General features: G+C 39.6%; 18 protein-coding genes. 13 read left to right on the top strand and 5 right to left on the bottom strand.

The features are described from left to right. Window positions 1–165 precede the first annotated feature (165 nt). From B3394_RS00250 to B3394_RS00235, 4 genes are all read left to right on the top strand, one after another. The gene (locus B3394_RS00250; RefSeq protein WP_177734777.1) at window positions 166–822 is read left to right on the top strand and encodes a suppressor of fused domain protein; all 657 of its coding nucleotides are present in this window, start codon (window positions 166–168) and stop codon (window positions 820–822) included. Between the two features lie 189 nt (window positions 823–1,011). Continuing rightward, a complete protein-coding gene (locus tag B3394_RS00245) occupies window positions 1,012–3,318 on the top strand; it encodes a hypothetical protein (protein ID WP_286911793.1) in 2,307 nt (768 codons plus the stop codon). Window positions 3,319–3,433: 115 nt separating this feature from the next. After that, entirely contained in the window at window positions 3,434–3,886 is a 453-nt protein-coding gene (locus B3394_RS00240) for a RidA family protein (RefSeq protein WP_177734779.1), read from the top strand. A gap of 282 nt (window positions 3,887–4,168) precedes the next feature. Then, window positions 4,169–4,621: a GNAT family N-acetyltransferase gene (locus B3394_RS00235; protein ID WP_177734780.1), complete on the top strand. Its 453-nt coding sequence runs from the start codon at window positions 4,169–4,171 to the stop codon at window positions 4,619–4,621. A 100-nt stretch (window positions 4,622–4,721) separates the two neighbouring features. Here the strand turns inward: B3394_RS00235 and B3394_RS00230 are convergent, their stop codons facing one another. The 3 genes from B3394_RS00230 to B3394_RS00220 all read right to left on the bottom strand — a co-directional run bounded on the left by B3394_RS00230 (window position 4,722) and on the right by B3394_RS00220 (window position 7,800). Then, a complete protein-coding gene (locus B3394_RS00230) occupies window positions 4,722–5,006 on the bottom strand; it encodes a hypothetical protein (protein ID WP_273246346.1) in 285 nt (94 codons plus the stop codon). A gap of 127 nt (window positions 5,007–5,133) precedes the next feature. Continuing rightward, entirely contained in the window at window positions 5,134–5,628 is a 495-nt protein-coding gene (locus B3394_RS00225; protein WP_286911792.1) for a hypothetical protein, read from the bottom strand. 195 nt (window positions 5,629–5,823) lie between these two features. Continuing rightward, the gene (locus B3394_RS00220; RefSeq protein ID WP_273246348.1) at window positions 5,824–7,800 is read right to left on the bottom strand and encodes an alpha-ketoacid dehydrogenase subunit alpha/beta; all 1,977 of its coding nucleotides are present in this window, start codon (window positions 7,798–7,800) and stop codon (window positions 5,824–5,826) included. A 219-nt stretch (window positions 7,801–8,019) separates the two neighbouring features. On the opposite strand from B3394_RS00220, the gene B3394_RS00215 reads away from it, so the two are divergent. From B3394_RS00215 to B3394_RS00195, 5 genes are all read left to right on the top strand, one after another. Then, entirely contained in the window at window positions 8,020–8,970 is a 951-nt protein-coding gene (locus B3394_RS00215; RefSeq protein WP_177734784.1) for an isopenicillin N synthase family dioxygenase, read from the top strand. Between the two features lie 118 nt (window positions 8,971–9,088). Further along, entirely contained in the window at window positions 9,089–9,439 is a 351-nt protein-coding gene (locus B3394_RS00210) for a translation initiation factor (protein ID WP_177734786.1), read from the top strand. Between the two features lie 14 nt (window positions 9,440–9,453). Then, complete coding sequence (locus tag B3394_RS00205) at window positions 9,454–10,326, top strand: nucleoside phosphorylase (RefSeq protein ID WP_177734788.1); 873 nt, start codon at window positions 9,454–9,456, stop codon at window positions 10,324–10,326. Continuing rightward, window positions 10,327–10,782 carry a DinB family protein gene (locus tag B3394_RS00200; RefSeq protein ID WP_286911791.1) on the top strand — a complete coding sequence of 152 codons (456 nt, stop codon included), beginning with the start codon at window positions 10,327–10,329 and terminating at the stop codon, window positions 10,780–10,782. Beyond that, window positions 10,766–11,299 carry a GNAT family N-acetyltransferase gene (locus B3394_RS00195; RefSeq protein WP_273246350.1) on the top strand — a complete coding sequence of 178 codons (534 nt, stop codon included), beginning with the start codon at window positions 10,766–10,768 and terminating at the stop codon, window positions 11,297–11,299. Before B3394_RS00200 ends, B3394_RS00195 begins: the two co-directional genes overlap by 17 nt. Here B3394_RS00195 and B3394_RS00190 read toward each other — a convergent pair. After that, complete coding sequence (locus B3394_RS00190) at window positions 11,296–12,126, bottom strand: helix-turn-helix domain-containing protein (RefSeq protein WP_286911790.1); 831 nt, start codon at window positions 12,124–12,126, stop codon at window positions 11,296–11,298. The two genes, B3394_RS00195 and B3394_RS00190, sit on opposite strands and share 4 nt — an antisense overlap. Before the next feature lie 158 nt (window positions 12,127–12,284). On the opposite strand from B3394_RS00190, the gene B3394_RS00185 reads away from it, so the two are divergent. The 3 genes from B3394_RS00185 to B3394_RS00175 all read left to right on the top strand — a co-directional run bounded on the left by B3394_RS00185 (window position 12,285) and on the right by B3394_RS00175 (window position 15,752). After that, a complete protein-coding gene (locus B3394_RS00185) occupies window positions 12,285–13,796 on the top strand; it encodes a succinate CoA transferase (RefSeq protein ID WP_286911789.1) in 1,512 nt (503 codons plus the stop codon). 153 nt (window positions 13,797–13,949) lie between these two features. Continuing rightward, the gene (locus B3394_RS00180; protein WP_177734793.1) at window positions 13,950–14,795 is read left to right on the top strand and encodes a substrate-binding domain-containing protein; all 846 of its coding nucleotides are present in this window, start codon (window positions 13,950–13,952) and stop codon (window positions 14,793–14,795) included. 24 nt (window positions 14,796–14,819) lie between these two features. Continuing rightward, window positions 14,820–15,752: a transglutaminase-like domain-containing protein gene (locus B3394_RS00175; RefSeq protein WP_177734794.1), complete on the top strand. Its 933-nt coding sequence runs from the start codon at window positions 14,820–14,822 to the stop codon at window positions 15,750–15,752. Here B3394_RS00175 and B3394_RS00170 read toward each other — a convergent pair whose 3' ends face one another. After that, window positions 15,753–16,418 (bottom strand): uracil-DNA glycosylase, encoded by a 666-nt coding sequence (locus tag B3394_RS00170; RefSeq protein ID WP_286911788.1) that lies wholly within the window; start codon window positions 16,416–16,418, stop codon window positions 15,753–15,755. Window positions 16,419–16,509: 91 nt separating this feature from the next. Between B3394_RS00170 and B3394_RS00165 the strand changes: the two genes are divergently transcribed. Continuing rightward, window positions 16,510–18,681, top strand: a complete 2,172-nt coding sequence (locus tag B3394_RS00165) for an endonuclease MutS2 (RefSeq protein ID WP_286911787.1) — start codon at window positions 16,510–16,512, stop codon at window positions 18,679–18,681.

The raw sequence follows: 18,681 nt of genomic DNA, 5'->3' as shown, positions 1-18,681 counted from the left end.
AAAGATACTGTTAAAACATTATTTTCATTCATTTTTACTTAGTAATTTGAAAGCTGATAATTTAAAAAAAACCGGCAGTACTGAGAAATCCATTCCTATACAGTACTACATGCCTTAGTCTCATGCTGTCGGTTTTAAAGTAATAACAGCTAAAAAGAACACACTATGACATTAGAAGAATTCAGGCAAAAATTTTCTGAGGAAGATGCTGTCGGATGGATGGAAATTGACAGCAAATTAGAATCGTTTTATCCGGAGCAGGAACCCAGTCACTACGCTCCAATGATCAAATATATGTTGGGCGGCAATGACCCTTTAGACGGCATCAGTTATTATCATAGTGACACCCATTTACCCCATTATCACGCGGTCAGTTATGGTTTTTCCAACCTGTACTACGATGAAAAAGCCCTTGGTGGCGAATTCAGCAAATGGGGATTTGAACTCACTTACCGTACCTTTCCATATCATCTGGACAAAGAACTCCCTTTTTATGCCGGTAATGTAATGCAAAATCTGGCACGTTATGTCTATGAAAGTGAACGCTGGTTTGAACCGTATCATTATATACCGCTTAACAGCAGTATCCGGCTGGACAGCGACACCAAGATTAAAGCATTGCTTTTTGTTATGGATCCGGAACTTGGTGAGATTGACACCCTATACGGAAAGCTTCAGTTCTTACAGATGGTCGGCATTACCGAAACCGAATATCAAAAAATTCTCGACGGGCAATATACCCCCAAAGAACTGATCAATAAAGCAAAGGAAACCAATCCGCTGCTGATTACCGATTTAAACAGAGAACACGATTATTTATAGTACCCAAATCGTTTCGATTACCCATTATTACTACTCATAGTTACTCAAAAACTGCATTTTGCTGTTCTGTGTAGCTATGAGTAGTTCTTTTTTAGCATTTTCTGTAAATCTTTATTTTATTTGTCTTTACGACTACACATCCTGTACCTGTTGCCTATTTTACGGAATGCTTTTTTAAAATGATTGCCTATGAAAATAACGACATTATTACCCCTGGAAAAACTGGAAGAATTGTTTGACTTTCCATTGTTTGCCACCAAAGAAACCTATAGTTTATATCTTGATACGGCATATTTTGTGATCCATAAATCCAAAAGCATTTATATCAACAAAAGCGGCGATTTTAGCTTGTTTATTTCCATTCAGAAAAGAAAGTACCTGTTCTGGACCACTTCCAGAATAACATATACCTATAAGACTGTAAACAGTACGGTCTGGAATGAAATGAACAGTGTTCCGCCGGAAAGTATAATCCGTTTTTTAAACCAATACTGGCCGAAACTGATCCGGGAACTGGCACACAGGGATACCCTCACCCCGGAAATCATTTCCTACTGGCGTACTATCATTTCCCGAAAGATCACTGTTGAAAAAATAGCCCATTACTGCTCCCTTCCCGTTGTATTTAATGCTTCCGGTCCTTTTATATCAAACTGCAAAAAAACAATTACCGGCAGCAATCTTTCTTTTCAGTTTGACTGCTTCTGTACCGATAACGGGAGCAAAAGTACCATTACCATTACGGAGCTGCACAACAACCCGAAACGGTATTCCTTTCTTTTTGTATATGAAACAACGCAGCTACAAGACAAAACCATCAGCCTGCAGTTACAGCATCATAACGGTATAGAATCCGAGTCGCGGGCAATTGATTTCTTTGAAACTGATTATCTGAAAAAAGCACTGGAATTATGGCAGGCTATGGAAGTCTGCATTACGGCCGAAAACGACCTATACCTGCAAAAAGCTGCCGCGCAGCACGGGAATACGATTCCCATATCCAAACCGGTTTTAAAGAACAATTATGTTTCTATCCAGGGAAACAAATTGCGGCTGATCGATCCGGGACAGGCACAACGGTATCTGGAAAATATTATGAATGCCGATTATTCCGGTAAATTGTATGAGCTCTCCGATTCGTTGCAATTTCCGATCCGCAAAGACAGTGTTGTTCCGGATGTGTTTATACTTGCCGAAAAAAATGTCCATCTCAGCTATCTGAATTTTAAAGAGATTCTATCGGATTATCAAGACGAACTGAATATCCTGGGCTTTATTTTCCTTAAAGATCTGAATGTGGCTTCCTATATCCTATCTGACGATTTTTGCTATACAAAGCCGTTAATCGTATTGGGCAACCTGAATACCAAAAACATCTTGCTGGACAGCCAGACACACTATATACAAGGGAATCTCAATTGTGAATTTTTTATCGGCCTGGGGTATAAAGGTTCCTTTTATGTAAATGGCAAACTGGCCGCAAAATGCCTACTTTCAGAAGAAATGACCGTTTATACTTCCGATTTGTATGTAGCCGCGCTAATTGGAAACGGAATGATCAAATTTTCAAAAATCGTCGTTGAAGAAAACAACAAAGTCCTTTTAAAATACTATAGCTTTCCCGATACCCATTACCTGAAAAACATCCTTCATGCTACTCTTTTCAACGCGCCGATGGCATTGAAAAATGTATCTAAAATAATATCCCGGATCAAAAACGGTCTTTCGTTACTGCATCCCGATTATAATCCCAACTACTCCGGCTTTCCTGTAACGATCACCAAGCGGTTTGATGTTATTTTTAATTTTCTAAAGCAATCCGGCGAGAATTCCCACACTATCGCAGCGGACGGTCAGCTGGTTTTGTGTCGTTATTTAATCAAAAATTACAACGGCAGGACCTATCAGGTGGTGGGACAGCATCATACCACGAATAATTACTTTGTGGGCATTATCCGCAATTTACTGACCAACAGCTTCAATATTATTATTAATTATTATGAACCGGATAACAAAACCCTCAAGCTAAACCATATTATCCCGATTATCGAAAACACTATTCTGTCCAAAACGGGAAAACACGCTTTTGACAGTGCCGAGAAGGCGCTTTTGGAGCCGGTACCCATGGCGTTTTACCAATCCAACTATCATGATTTTGGCGCTGTCGGCCCCTATACCATCAACGATATCATGACCTTGCTGATTGACGAATTAAAGAGCGAAAAGTATGCTATAGACCGGGAAAATGCAGAATTTAAAGTTACTATTTACAATAAACGATGGGCCATTGCTGCCAGTATATCCGGCCTTGTTATTTTTGAAAATAAAGAACTGGATGAAATGCGGTATTCTTCGCTGCCCCTCAAGATGTACCTCTATAACATTGATGAAGAAAAATTAAAGCTGTTATGGCTGGCCACGCTGTACAACGATTATGCAAAGATCCTCCGGGAAGACTGGAAATCATTAGAAGAGCTTTCCGGAAAATTAAAATGATTTTATTCTTACATCCTCTTCTTTACGGAATTATAGGCTGTAAAACATCAACATATGTAAACATTCCCGCTAATTTTTATACCGAATTTTGTTTTCTAATTCTAAAAAAGTTATCATGAAACCCGGAATACTGACCCCGATTTTTCTATCGCTGAGTCTGCACAACAGCTTTTCTCAGGAAATATCCAATCCCGAAACCCTTTATGACCCAACGATACACGGGTATTCCCACGTTGCCGTAGTTCCTGCAAACAGTGTGCAGGTTTTTGTTGCCGGACAGGGCGGCCATACTAAAGAGGGCGTTATTAGCCATGATTTCCGCAAGCAGGTACAGCAATCCTTTAAAAACCTGGAACTGGCATTGCAATCGAAAGGATTAAGCCTTAAAAATATTGTAAAACTGACCACGCTTGTCGTTGACTATGATGAGAAGAAACACCAAATCCTTATTGAAGAATCGGCAAAGATATGGACCGATAAAAAATTCCCGGTAAACACGCTGATTCCCGTTCCCAGACTGGCACTCACGGAAATGCAGATTGAAATTGATGCTACAGCAGTCAAATAAATAACATTATTTATAAAAGTACAGGCTATTTAAAAGAAGAAATCCTTTTATTTGAAAAAATTCACATAAAGTGAAAATCACTATAAATATTCGCATATTTCTTACATTTTACACCCCGTAAAATGTGTTTATTTGACTTAAAATACTATTTTTTTAACTTTTTTTTAAATTTATAATACATTATTAGAAAGTAAATAAATAAAATATATTCCTTTTTGGTAAACATTCGTATCTTTACCAAGCCTCACGTCTTTTTAAAATTCTGACCAAATAATTTAAATTATGCCAGTTTTAATTAGAACGACTTCAAACAATAATGATTTTAAAAATCTTGTTGTGTTACTTGACCAGGACCTTAAAATAAGAGATGGGAAGGAGCATTTGTTTTTTGCTCAGTTTAATAAAATCGACAAAATTAAACATGTCGTTTTAGCGTACAAAGAAGACAAAATTGTTGGTTGCGGTGCTATAAAGCAGTATTCTGACGATATTACTGAGATTAAACGAATGTATGTTCATCCTGATTTTCGTGGTCAAGGAATTGCCGGTGAAATTCTAAAGGAATTAGAACGATGGGCTACTGAATTATTTTTTTCCGAATGCATTTTAGAAACCGGAAAAAAACAACCTGAAGCCATTCGCCTTTATGAAAGATCCGGTTATCATATTATCCCGAATTTCGGACAATATGAAGGTATAGAGAGTAGTGTTTGTATGAAAAAAGTTATCTTATAATTTGTTTATATACAATCTCGATAGTTTTTACAATAAAAAAAGAAGCTTAAAAAACTTCTTTTTTTATTGACTACTCTAGTGCCATAATATAAGGGTAATACTATATTGTTTTGTAAATTCTTCTTACAGGGATTACGACTCCTTGCTTCAAAATAATACGTTCATCCGTTACACCCCAAATAGTAGTTTCCACCATTTTTTTAGAAACATTATCCTCAAAGTAAATCTTAATTTTCAGATGCTCTAAATTACCTAAGGTTAAAGCTCTGTTCAAATCTTCCATTCTTCTTGTAATGGCTGCTTTATCATCATCTAAAACATCACTTTCCGGGAATGATAAGGCCTCTATTAGTTCTTTGTCAACTATTTCAAAATTTGCATCCATAAATTCATTTCATTTAAATAATACTCACATATATTAACTAAATTAAAAAAAAATCCTTACAGTTTTCCTAAAAAAGTATTAAAAAAAGCCATACTTCCGTATGGCTTTTTTATCTGTCTGATTTCGATTATTTTATATATGTTTTATTTCCGTTATCGTTAATGTAATATTTACCGCCTCTTGGTCCAGTATATACTTTTTTACCGTTATAGGTACCGGTTACCTTGTCTTCTGTAACAGCTGCTTTGGTTGTTACCGCTTTACTCTTAACGTCTTTTTTCGCTGTGGCAGCTTTTTCTTTGGTATCGGCTACTGCTTTATCCATTTTTTTCTCTGCTTTTTTAGCCACTTCTTTTGCTTCCGCTTTAGTGTCTTTTACAGCTTTGTCTGTTTTATCCTTTACTGCTGTAGCATCCTTTTTAGTATCTTTTACGGCTTTAGCTGTTTTGTCTTTTACCGCTTTGGTATCGTCCTTAGCTTCTTTTTTTGCATCAGCCGCATTTTTCTTTGCTTTAGCCATTTCCGTATCGGTTTTTTTGGCGGCTTTTTTTGCTGCTGTTTCCTGGGCAAAAACACCTAATGAAACCAATAATGCCAAACTAAGATAAATTACTTTTTTCATACAATTACGTTTTACAATTAATATTAAATTTAACAGTTATATTAAAAATACATTTAATTTTCACATAAAATTACAAACAAAACCTACATCTTGTTTGCATTAACAAAAAAATAATTACACTGCTATCAAAGTTATTTTCAGACCATAAAAAAAGCCCCATTAAAATGAGGCTTTATAATTATAATACTTTACCTGTTAATAGGCTATTAATTCCAATAAGTCTTTTTCAAAACGTTGTTTTGGCAAATATTGATCTTCCAGTGCTTTTACAAAAGGAATAGCACTTTCCAGACTTCCCACGCGTTTTACAGGACCGTCAAGATATTCAAAACAGTTTTCCATAATCATCGCAGAAACATCACTTGCAATTCCGCCAAACAGTGAATCTTCCTGTAAAATAATCACTTTACCGGTTTTCTTAGCCGACTGGTAGATTGTTTCCGTATCCAGCGGTTGTAACGTACGCAAATCGATTAAATCCGCTTTAATTTCCGGATGTTTCGATAATGTTTCCAAGGCCCAGTGTACTCCGGCTCCAAAAGAAATGATCGTTACCTGATCGCCTTCTTTTATTAAAGAAGCCTTTCCAAACGGAATGGTGTAATAATCTTTAGGCACATCCTGGTAAACACTTCTGTACAATTGTTTGTGCTCAAAAAACATTACCGGATTCGGGTCGTTAATCGCTGTATTCAGTAAGCCTTTAGCATCATAAGGAAATGCCGGATAAACCACTTTTAATCCCGGTGTTTTGGTAAACCAGGCTTCATTTGTCTGCGAATGGAAAGGACCTGCCTGTGTTCCGCCGCCGCAAGGCATACGTACCACCACATCGGCATTTTCCTGCCATCTGTAATGCACTTTTGCCAGGTAGTTTACAATCGGGTTGAATCCTGTAGAAACGAAATCGGCAAACTGCATTTCCACAACCGCTTTATGTCCGTTAATCGACAATCCCATTCCGGCTGAAACAACAGCACTTTCGCAGATTGGCGTATTGCGTACGCGGTCTTTCCCGAATTGCGCTACAAAGCCATCCGTTATTTTAAAGGCTCCACCGTATTCGGCTATATCCTGCCCCATAATAACCAGGTTATCATGACGCTCCATTGATTGTTTTAGTCCCTGCGAAATAGCATCTACCACACGGATATTCTCTACCGCATCGGAATGGTCGAACGCTTCAAACGCATACGGTCTGTAAACATCGTTCAATTCCTCGCTCAGACTTGCTTCAATTTCAGGTTCTTTCTGAACTTTAGCCCAGTGTTCGTCTATTTCTTTTTTGATTTCCGCACGGTATGCTTCATCCAAATCCGGCGTCAGTACTCCTAACTCTGTCAGGTATTTTCTGAAATTATCAACCGGATCTTTAATTGCCCACATGTCCATTAATTCCTGCGGAACATATTTTGTACCGCTCGCCTCTTCGTGTCCGCGCATACGGAATGTTTTGAATTCCAGTAAAACCGGACGCGGGTTGGTGCGCATCGAAGCTACCAGTTCGTCTATTTTGGTATAAACTTCCAGTATGTTATTACCGTCAATAATATGGCTTTCCATTCCGTAACCCACGCCTTTATCGGCAAGGTTCTCGCAACGGTATTGTTCATTTGTTGGTGTAGACAAACCGTAGCCGTTATTTTCAATAACAAACAATACCGGTAAGTCCCAAACGGCAGCAATATTTAAAGCTTCGTGAAAATCACCTTCAGAAGTTGCTCCTTCACCGGTAAATACCGCTGTAACTTTTCCGTTTTTCTTTAATTTGTTCGCCAAAGCAATACCATCGGCAACCCCTAATTGTGGTCCCAAATGGGAAATCATTCCGATAATCTTGTATTCCTGTGTTCCAAAATGGAAAGAACGGTCACGTCCTTTGGTAAAACCATCGGCTTTACCCTGCCATTGTGAAAATAAACGGTATAAAGGGATTTCTCTTGTTGTAAACACACCTAAATTACGGTGCATCGGCAGTATGTATTCGTCTTTGTCCAAAACCGAGGTAATACCAACAGAAATTGCTTCCTGTCCTATTCCGGAAAACCATTTTGATACTTTTCCCTGGCGGATCAGAATCAGCATTTTTTCCTCTATCAATCTTGGTTTTATTAATTTTTTATATAAATCTAATAATTTGTCGTCACTTAGATTTTTTTTATCAAAATTCATGTTGTTTTGCTTTGATTAAACGCTCCCAAAAGTATAAAAAAATAACAGTCACACATTTATTTGTTATCAAAATATTTTCCCAAAATTTACCGTGTTTCCGGAATACTTTTACAGCGGATCCGATTGTTAATAACTTTATGAATTTTATCTAAAAATTATTATTTACTTTTGTTTTATAATGGTTTCACGACCAAAAAGTTATTAACAAAATTTTTCAAGATGCAAAACATTCCCAGTGTTGACTTGCGTGATTTCCTATCGGGTGACCCGGTACGTAAACAAAAATTTGTAAATGAAATCGGAAAAGCCTACGAAGACATCGGCTTCGTAGCATTAAAAGGTCATTTTTTAGATGACCGATTAGTTGATGAACTTTATGGGGAAGTTCGTAACTTTTTCAGCCAGCCTCTTGAGGTTAAAGAAAAGTACGAAATTCCGGGTATTGGTGGACAGCGTGGCTATGTTTCTTTTGGAAAAGAACATGCCAAAGGCAGAAAAGAAGGCGATTTAAAAGAGTTTTGGCACTTTGGCCAATACGTTGAAAATGACCCGAAATTAGAAGCGGAATATCCTGCTAATGTAGTTGTGGATGAGCTTCCGAAATTTAATACTGTAGGTAAAGAAGCCTATCAGATGCTTGAAAAAACAGGTGTATACGTGTTAAGAGCACTGGCTTTATACTTAGGGCTTGACGAGTTCTATTTTGATAATTACATCAAAAACGGAAACAGTATTTTAAGACCTATTCACTATCCTCCTATCACGTCAGAACCGGAAAATGCCGTTCGTGCAGCAGCACATGGCGATATCAACCTGATTACCTTATTAATGGGAGCACAAGGGAAAGGATTACAGGTTCAGAATCACAACGGCGAATGGATTGATGCCATTGCCCAGGATGATGAACTGGTTATTAATGTGGGCGATATGTTATCCCGTCACACGAATAACAAACTGAAATCCACTATTCACCAGGTGGTGAACCCGCCAAGAGAATTATGGGGAACTTCCCGCTATTCGATCCCGTTTTTTATGCACCCGATAAGCGAAATGCCTTTGGACTGCCTGGAAAACTGCATTGATGCCGAAAATCCGAAACGCTATGACGATATTACCGCCGGTGATTTCTTATACGAACGTTTGGTAGATTTAGGGTTAATTAAAAAATAATCGCTATTTTTATAGTATTGTAAAAGACATTAAGTTCGATACTTAATGTCTTTTATGTTTTACAATATCGGTGATGCAAACGGTTATACCGGCTTAGCATCACCTCTATAATTTTTTTATGGCAAAGAAAATAAGCAGTTTAGAAGACCTTGGCGGATTTGTATTTTCCACCAATAAAGATTTTGAGTTCCATGACGAGCAGGAACAGGAAGAAACATTAGCGCCTGACAAACAACAACTGGAAGCCCATCTGGATAAAAAAAACAGAGGCGGTAAAACAGCAACCATCATCAAAGGGTTTGCAGGTAGTGAAGACGATTTAAAAACATTGGCCAAGCAATTAAAAACACTGTGTGGTGTGGGCGGGGCTGCCAAAGACGGAGAAATCATCATTCAGGGTAATTTCCGTGATAAAATCATGGATTTCCTTGTAAAAGAAGGCTATAAAGTAAAACGCGTAGGCGGTTAATAAAATTAAAACGAATGACAACAATTGAATCATCAGAATTAATCCTGAATCCGGACGGTAGTGTTTACCACTTAAACCTTAAACCGGAAAACATCGCTACAGATATTATATTTGTGGGAGACCAGAACCGGGTCTCTAAAATCACCAAACATTTTGATACCGTTGAATTTTCGACTCAAAAAAGAGAATTCAAAACCGAAACCGGTACCTACAAAGGCAAACGATTAACAGTAATGTCTACAGGAATCGGTCCCGACAATATCGATATTGTTATGAATGAACTGGATGCCCTGGTTAATATTGACCTGGAAACCCGTACGATTAAAAAACAGCTGACTTCCCTTAATATTATCCGCATCGGGACTTCCGGTTCCTTACAGGCTGATATTCCGGTAGACAGTTTTGTAATGTCGGAATACGGTTTAGGACTGGACAATATGCTTCGCTCCTATATTATAGACACCATTTCCGAAAAAGAAATTGAAGAGGCTTTTATCAAACATACCGACTGGGATCTGAGAAAAGGAAGACCTTATGTTGTAAAAGGAAGTGCTGCGCTATCAAAAAAAGTAGAAAGCAGCCAGATCCACAAAGGCTTTACCGGGACGGCAGGTGGTTTTTACGGCCCGCAGGGGCGCGTACTGCGCTTACCGATCCAGGACGAACAGCTGAATGCCAAAATGGACAGCTTTAACTATAACGGCACCCGAATGACCAATCTTGAAATGGAAACCGGAGCAATTTACGGCTTAGCCCGCTTACTGGGTCACGAAGCCTTATCGCTAAATGCCATTATTGCCAACAGAGCCAACGGAACTTTTAGTGAAGATCCGTATAAAGCGGTGGATGAGCTCATCCTATACACCCTGAACAAACTGGCAGAATAAATGAACACCGTTGCCGCGAAGCTGCAAAAGAATATTCAGGAGATTGAGGATTTATTTCACCGTAAACAGCTTGTTGATTTCGATCGTAAAATTTCCGGTACCAAATGGTCTAAAAAAGAAATTTTAGGCCATTTGATTGATTCGGCTATTAATAACCTACAGCGTTTTACAGAAATTCAGTACCTGGAGAAACCATATTCCGTAAGGCCATACAATCCGGATGAACTGGTAAAAGCAAATCGCTATCAGGAAAAAGACAGTTCCGATTTACTGCTGCTTTGGGTACAGCTAAACAGGCAGATTGCCTTTGTGATGCTCAATCAGACAGAAGACACCCTCGCTTATCCGCTATTATTACCGGATAATCAGCAGCGGGATCTCCGTTTTTTAATGACCGATTATGTTGTACATCTGGAACACCATCTTAAAGCAATAAAAAATGAAGCCAATAATTGAAACCGAAAGATTGTACATCCGGGAGTTAGTTCCTGAGGATGCTGCCGGTATTTTCCGTTTGGATTCCGATCCTGACGTGCATGAATTTTTAGGCAAAAAACCCATAAAAACACTGGAAGAAGCCCAAAATGCCATTGCGTATATCCGAACCCAATATCAGACGAATGGCATTGGCCGCTGGGCAATGGTTTTAAAAGATACCAATGAGTTTATCGGCTGGACAGGTTTAAAACTGATTACCGAGCCTCTCAATCAGCATGTTCAATTCTACGATCTGGGTTATCGCATTATTAAAGAACATTGGCGAAAAGGCTATGGCCTGGAATCGGCAACAGCCTGTCTGAACTACGGATTCAACACCATGCAGCTGGATAAAATTTATGCTTATGCCATGATTGGCAATACCGGATCGCGGGCTATTCTTCAAAAGCTGGAACCGTCGCATACCGAATTTTTCTCGGATGACGGGGATGAATGCATCTGGTTTGAATACACCAATAAAAAAGCCGGCAATTAACTTTGCTGGCTTTTTTTTAGAATTTCAACACCGTTTAGATAATCGGACGGACGCTGCCCCAACAGCTTATAAAAAGTATTGCTGAAAGTCGGGATACTGTTGTAACCAACCGCCTGCGCCACTTCGTTTACCGGAAGTCTTTTTTCCAAAAGCAACTCAATTGCTTTTAGCATTCTTCGGATTGTAAAAAATTGGATAAACGACATGCCGAGGTCTTTTTGAAACAGGCGGTATAAGGAACGCTCACTGAATCCGAATTTTGCTGCCAGATCCGAAAAAAAGATGGTTTCGTCTAAATTTTCATCCAGATAGGATACAATTTTAATCAGCCTTTTGTCTTTTGCCGAAGGTAATGCCAGCGGCAGATTGGTTTCACATATTTCCGGCAAGATCGCTTTAATGGCTTTTGCTATCACAAAATTCCGGCTGCCTTTTTTCAGATTGCCATTCCACCGGTTTGTAAAAAGCATCATTTGCAATAGCAAATCATTTACCGGGTAAATTCCTTCATTATTATAAAAGGAATGTTCATTCTTATCTATCGGAAAATACAGATTCCGCATCATTACATTTTCCGAACTGGGATGAATACTGTGCCTGATATTGTTCGGTATCCACATAAAATGGCGTGCCGGAAGAAAATAGGTTTTGGTTTCGGTGGTCACATATACAATCCCGCCTTCCGTATACAACAGCTGTGCTTTTTCGTGCCGGTGCGTTGGAATGAGCAATTCGCCCATCAAATCATGATGGCAGTAAATACTGCTCTTATCGGTATCGACATCTTTGGTATAGTATTTTTCAATGACCAGATTGTTTTGCTCCATAGTGTCTGAAATGAATATGTTTTTGGCTTATAACAATAATAAGCTGCTATATTATTTCTCTAAAATTGTAATCTAAACCAATAATATTAAAATTAATAAAAAGCTTTTGTTATTAAAACTTTATTTTTTGGTTTTATTTTTTATCAAAATATCAATTTATGAACTCAGATAGAATTCGATTTCAAAATTACAAAGACAAAGTGATATCCGCACATCAGGCCGCCGGTTTTTTCAAAGACAAAATGGTTATTGGCTCCAGCGGATTCACCAAAGCCGGCGACAGCAAAGCGGTACTTCCCGCCTTTGCCCTTCGGGCAGAACATGAAAACATCGGCATTACCCTGATTACCGGCGCTTCTTTAGGACACACTACCGATGCCGATTTGGCCCGAAGCAACGCCCTTTATAAAAGAATGCCTTTCCAGGTAGATCCGGTAATGCGGGGGAAAATCAACAGCGGCGACATTCTTTTTATTGACCAGCATCTTAGCGAAACTGCTGAATTACTGGAAAACAAACACCTTCCGAAGCTGGATTTCGCTATTATTGAAGCAGCTTATATTGACGAAAACGGAAATATCATTCCCACTACTTCCGTTGGCAACTCGGCCACTTTTGCACATTTAGCCGATCAGATCATTATTGAGATCAATACCTCCATCCCTTTTGAATTTAAAGGAATACACGATATTTTTATTCCCGATGCCTATCCGCACCGCAATCCGATCCACATCACTACTTCCGACGAACGAATCGGTTCTGATGTGATTGCGATCAACCCGGAAAAAGTAGTTGGAATTGTTTTTACGGAAATTCCGGACAGCCCGGCACAAACCGCCGCTCCCGATGTAAAAACCACCGCTATAGCCAATCATTTACTGGCCTTTTTTGAAAAAGAAATTCAAAACGGACGTTTAACCAATTCGCTAATGCCGTTACAAGCCGGAATCGGAAAAGTTGCCAACGCTGTAATGTCGGGACTTGCCAAAGGAAACTTCGAAAACCTGGTTATGTATTCCGAAGTGCTTCAGGACAGTACTTTCGAATTGATCGATACCGGCAAAATGACCTTTGCCTCGGCATCGTCCATTACCGTTTCCGAAGACTGCTACAAGCATATACTGAAGCATTTTGACAACTACAAAGACAAGATCATCTTACGTCCTCAAAACATCAGCAATGCCGCCGAAGTGATCCGCCGCCTGGGCATCATCGCGATTAATACGGCCATTGAATTTGATATTTACGGTAATGTAAACTCCACCCATATATCGGGAACAAAAATGATGAACGGTATTGGCGGTTCCGGCGATTTTGCCCGAAATGCCTACCTGAGCATTTTTGTAACCCAGTCCTCATCTAAAGAATTCAATGCCATTTCCCATGTACTGCCAATGGTTTCGCATGTGGACCATACGGAACACGATGTGGACATTCTGGTAACCGAACAGGGATTAGCCGATTTGAGAGGCCTGGCTCCAAGAGAAAGAGCCCGGGTAATCATTCAAAACTGCGCACACCCGGAATACCGTGACCAGCTGCAGGATTATTTTGAAAGAGCCTGCCTTAGAGGCGGCCACACCCCGCACCTGCTGGAAGAATCATTTCTTTTTCACACCAGATATACCGAAACAGGCTCCATGAAGCAAAATTGTCTCGTAACCTATTAAAAACAATAACATTTGTGTTGTTTTCTTTGTTTATTTGCGAAAAACTTTCCCCGGTAGTAAATCTTATTTATTATACGGGGAATGTTTATTTTTAACCCCTTCTTGTCTTAAAAATCTATTTTCTCTTACTATCTTAGCAATTAATTTTTTCACATGAAAACAATTCGAATTGCTGGAGTGCCGGAGCATTTTAATTTACCCTGGCATTTGTGCATTGAAAACGGCGAATTTAACGAAGTAGATATTGACTTACAATGGGTTGATGTTCCGGAAGGAACCGGAAAGCTATGCCAGATGCTTCGTGATAATCAAACAGATATAGCGATACTATTAACGGAAGGAATTGTAAAAGATATAGCCGGAGGCAATCCGAGCAGTATCGTGCAAACCTATGTGCAGTCGCCTTTGATCTGGGGTATTCACGTTGCCGCAAATGCTCCTTACAACCACTTATCCGATTTAGAACAAAAAAAAGCAGCCATCAGCCGTATGGGTTCGGGCTCGCATTTAATGGCTATCGTAAACGCTAAAAACGAAGGCTGGAATACCGATGCCCTTTCCTTTGAAATTGTCAATACCATTGACGGTGCGGTAGAAGCCCTGACAAACGGTACTGCAGATTATTTTATGTGGGAACGTTTTATGACAAAGCCACTTGTCGATAACGGTACCTTCCGAAGAATCGCCGATTGCCCGACGCCATGGCCCTGCTTTGTTATTGCCGTGCGCAATGAAGTTCTGGAAAAAGACAAACATGTAATCGACCAGATTCTGGAAATTATCAATACAACTACCCGTGAGTTTAAAGAAATTCCGAGTATTGACCGGACACTGGCAAGCCGCTTTAATCAAAAAACGGAAGACATACAGGAATGGCTGAAACTGACACAATGGTCACAAAAACAATTCGATAAAAAAACGTTCGAAAAAGTACAGTCTCAATTATTCGATCTGGGCATTATCAGTACGAAAATTGGTTATGAAATGGTTGTAAAATAATTTTACAGTTTTATTGACGCTAAAATGACTTCACCCACGGCAACAAATTTAAAAAAAGTAAAAGAAAAGCTTTCTTTGCCAAAGCCATGGGATAATATTGTCATTTTTTTACTGAATATCTTAATAACCATTCCGATTTTTATTATTGCCCATCAGAATTTAATTGATCCGGAATGGTTTTTACATATCGACAGAGTATTGCTGTTTGTGGTGATACTGGTACTGGTTCAGCTGGCACTCCGCCTGCTCAAAACGGTTATCATTATCTGTATTTTCCTGTACCTGCTGGCTTTGATCTGGGGGACTTTATTTGGCGGTTACGGTTTTAATTCCGTTTTTGAAGATTATCGTGCCATGATCTACACCATGTCGGAAGATGCCAATCCGCAGGATATCATTATCTCTAAATTACTGCCGTTTCCCAACAAATCCAAGATTATAGATGCTGTAGATTATACGAATCCTAAAGTCCGTAATTTTGCCTTAAAAGCCACTACCCTGCATTTTCAGGATGTAAAAGGATTCCGGGAATACCGCCAGATCATTCAGTGTTTTGCCGTTTTTGCCGAGGTTAAAAAACGATGGAATTATGTTAACGATCCGAAAGGCCGGGAATACATCGCTTCGGCCAGTGAATCGCTGCAACACTTTTCCGGCGATTGTGATGACCACGCCATCCTGATGTCGGCATTGATACGCGCCATTGGCGGTACGCCAAGAGTGATCCATACCGGAGGCCATTTGTATCCGGAAATGCTCATTGGTACCAAAGCCGATCTTGAAAACGTGATTTACCTGATCAAAGAGGTTCTTTTTAAAGAGGAAAGTAAAGGCAAAGACATTAATTACCACATAGACGAACGCGGTCAGATCTGGCTGAATCTTGATTATACGGCCAAATATCCGGGTGGTCCGTTTATGTCGGAAGAAATTCTGGGTGAGCTTACCTTTAATTGATTACCAGTTAATTTCCGGTTTTCCTTTTCCTTTCAGAAAGGCGTTGGCTTTCGAAAAATGACGGTTTCCAAACCATAATCCCCTGTTCGCACTCAATGGCGAAGGATGTCCGGTTTCCAGCACAAAGTGACGGTTCCGGTTTATTTTGGCACCTTTTTTCTTGGCGAATCCGCCCCAAAGTAAGAAAACAACGTCTTCTTTTTCATCGGAAATTTTCTGAATCACAGCATCGGTAAATTCTTCCCATCCCTGATTCTGATGGCTGCCTGCCAGGCTTTCTTTTACGGTTAAAGTTGCGTTTAAAAGCAGCACACCCTGGTCTGCCCAGCGTTCCAGGTTTCCGGTTTTCGGAGTGCCGATGCCCAGATCACTTTCAATTTCCTTGAAAATGTTTTGCAGCGACGGCGGGAAAGAAATACCATCGTTCACCGAAAAGCAAAGTCCGTTTGCCTGATTGGGTCCGTGATACGGATCCTGACCAATGATAACGACTTTTACATTATCGAAAGGACAATGGTCGAAAGCTGAAAAAATACGGCTTCCTTTCGGATAACATTTAAATTGCAAATATTCGTTCTTTACGAAGGCGATTAATTTTTCGAAATATGGCTTATCAAACTCAGAAGCGAGTACATTTCCCCAGGAAGGATGTATATTTACTTGCATTTTTTTATTTTTTATCAAAAATAGTATTTTTAGCAGACATTTAGCCTTAGCGATTGGGCTTCTTTGTAAATTTGCAATTCAACTTTTTAAAATGATTTCAATTACCGATAAAACCCTTCAAGATTTAGAATTCAGAACGATACTGAATACCATTTCGGATATTTGCAATACCGAAATCGGGAAAAATAAAGCTCTTGAAATTATACCCTATAAAGATCAGGAAACCCTGATGGATGCATTATTACAGACATCCGAGTACGTTTCTTCGTTTACCAATAACAACGCCATACCGAATCATTATTTCGATACTATTACCAATGAGCTTAAGTTTCTGGCCATTGAGGACAGTTTTCTGGAGCTGAGCAGCTTTAGAAAAATAAGTGCTTTGTCGGAAACCGTTAATACGCTGCTTTTGTTTTTCAGAAAATTTGAGGATTATTATCCCAAGTTAAACGAAAAGGCTTCGGAAGTGGAACTGACAAAATTCATCGTTCAGAAAATTGATGAGGTTGTTGACAAATACGGGGAAATTAAGGATAATGCCTCCCCGGCGCTGGTGGAAATCCGCCGTAACATGAACCTGGTACGCGGAAAAATCAACCAGAGTTTCGGAACGGCACTTTCCAGTTATAACAGCCTGGGATATCTGGACGACATCCGCGAAACGATCGTCGACAACCGCCGTGTTCTTGCCGTTTTGGCCATGTACCGCCGTAAAGTAAAAGGAACCATACTGGGCAATTCCAAAACCGGAAGCATTACCTATATCGAACCGGAAGCGACTTTGCGCTATTCCCGTGAATTAAGCAACCTGGAATATGAAGAGCGTGAGGAAATAACGCGTATTTTAAAACAGCTGACGAACACTATCCGTCCGTATCTGGAGCTTTTAAAACAGTACCAGGAATTTCTGAGCGATATTGATATTGTTGCCGGAAAAGCCAAATATGCCTATAGAATCAACGGTATCCTGCCTACAATCACCAATGAAAAAAGATTGTTTTTCCGCGAGGCCTACCATCCTATTTTATACCTGAACAACAAGCAGAAAAATGCGCCTACCTATCCGCAGACCATTGAGCTGAATGATGAGAACCGGATCATCGTGATTTCCGGCCCTAATGCCGGCGGAAAGAGTATTACCTTAAAAACCATCGGTTTGCTGCAGTTAATGCTGCAAAGCGGGATTTTAATTCCGGTACACGAGCGCAGTGAAACGTTCTTATTTGACAGGATATTAACCGATATCGGCGATAATCAGTCGATTGAAAATCATTTGAGTACGTATAGCTACCGTTTGAAGAATATGAATTACTTCCTTAAAAAATGTAATTCCAAGACCTTATTCCTGATTGACGAATTCGGAACGGGTTCCGATCCGGAACTGGGTGGAGCTTTGGCCGAAACGTTTCTGGAAGAGTTCTACCACCGGGAAGCGTTCGGAATCATTACCACGCATTATACGAATTTAAAAATCCTGGCGAACGAATTGCCGTTTGCCACAAATGCCAACATGCTTTTTGACGAGAAATCCTTAGAGCCGATGTACAAACTGCATCTGGGTCAGGCAGGAAGTTCCTTTACGTTTGAAGTAGCCCAGAAAAACGGTATTCCATACGGATTGATCAATCGTGCCAAGAAGAAAGTTGAAGGCGATAAAGTGCGTTTTGACAAAACCATAGCCAACTTACAGAAAGAACGTTCCAAGCTTGAAAAAACCTCTCAGAATTTGAAGGAAGAAGAGAGCAAAGCCCGTGAGGAAAGCAAGAAAATGGAAGGCATCAATACCAAGATCCAGCAAAAACTGGAAAGCTACCAGGAATTGTATGATGCTAACCAGCGTTTGATCTATATGGGTCAGAAGATGGACGATATTTCGGAAAAGTACTTTAACAACAAGAACAAAAAAGAGCTTATCGGTGAGTTTTTGAAAATGGTGGAAATTGAAAATTCCAAGCGTAAAAAAGTTACCGTTAAAGAGAAAAAAGCGAAGGAAATAGTTCAGAAAGAGATCATCGAAGAAGTAAAAGTCAAGGTTGAAGAAATCCGTAAAGAGAAGAAAGAAAAGAAAATAAAAGCCATCAAAGAGGAAAGCAACAAACCTAAGATTCCTTTAAAAGTAGGCGACCGCGTGCGTATGCTTGACGGTAAAGCCGTGGGCAGTATTGATGCTATTGAAAAGAATAAAGCAACGGTTAACTACGGGATTTTCACTTCCAAAGTGGATCTGGACGGTTTAGAGCTTGTGGAAAGAAAAAAATAA

The sequence above is a fragment of the Flavobacterium sp. UBA4197 genome, from assembly GCF_002379575.1.
In the GTDB taxonomy this organism is placed as follows: Bacteria; Bacteroidota; Bacteroidia; order Flavobacteriales; family Flavobacteriaceae; genus Flavobacterium; species Flavobacterium inviolabile.
This window is presented reverse-complemented; position numbering and strand designations above follow the sequence as displayed.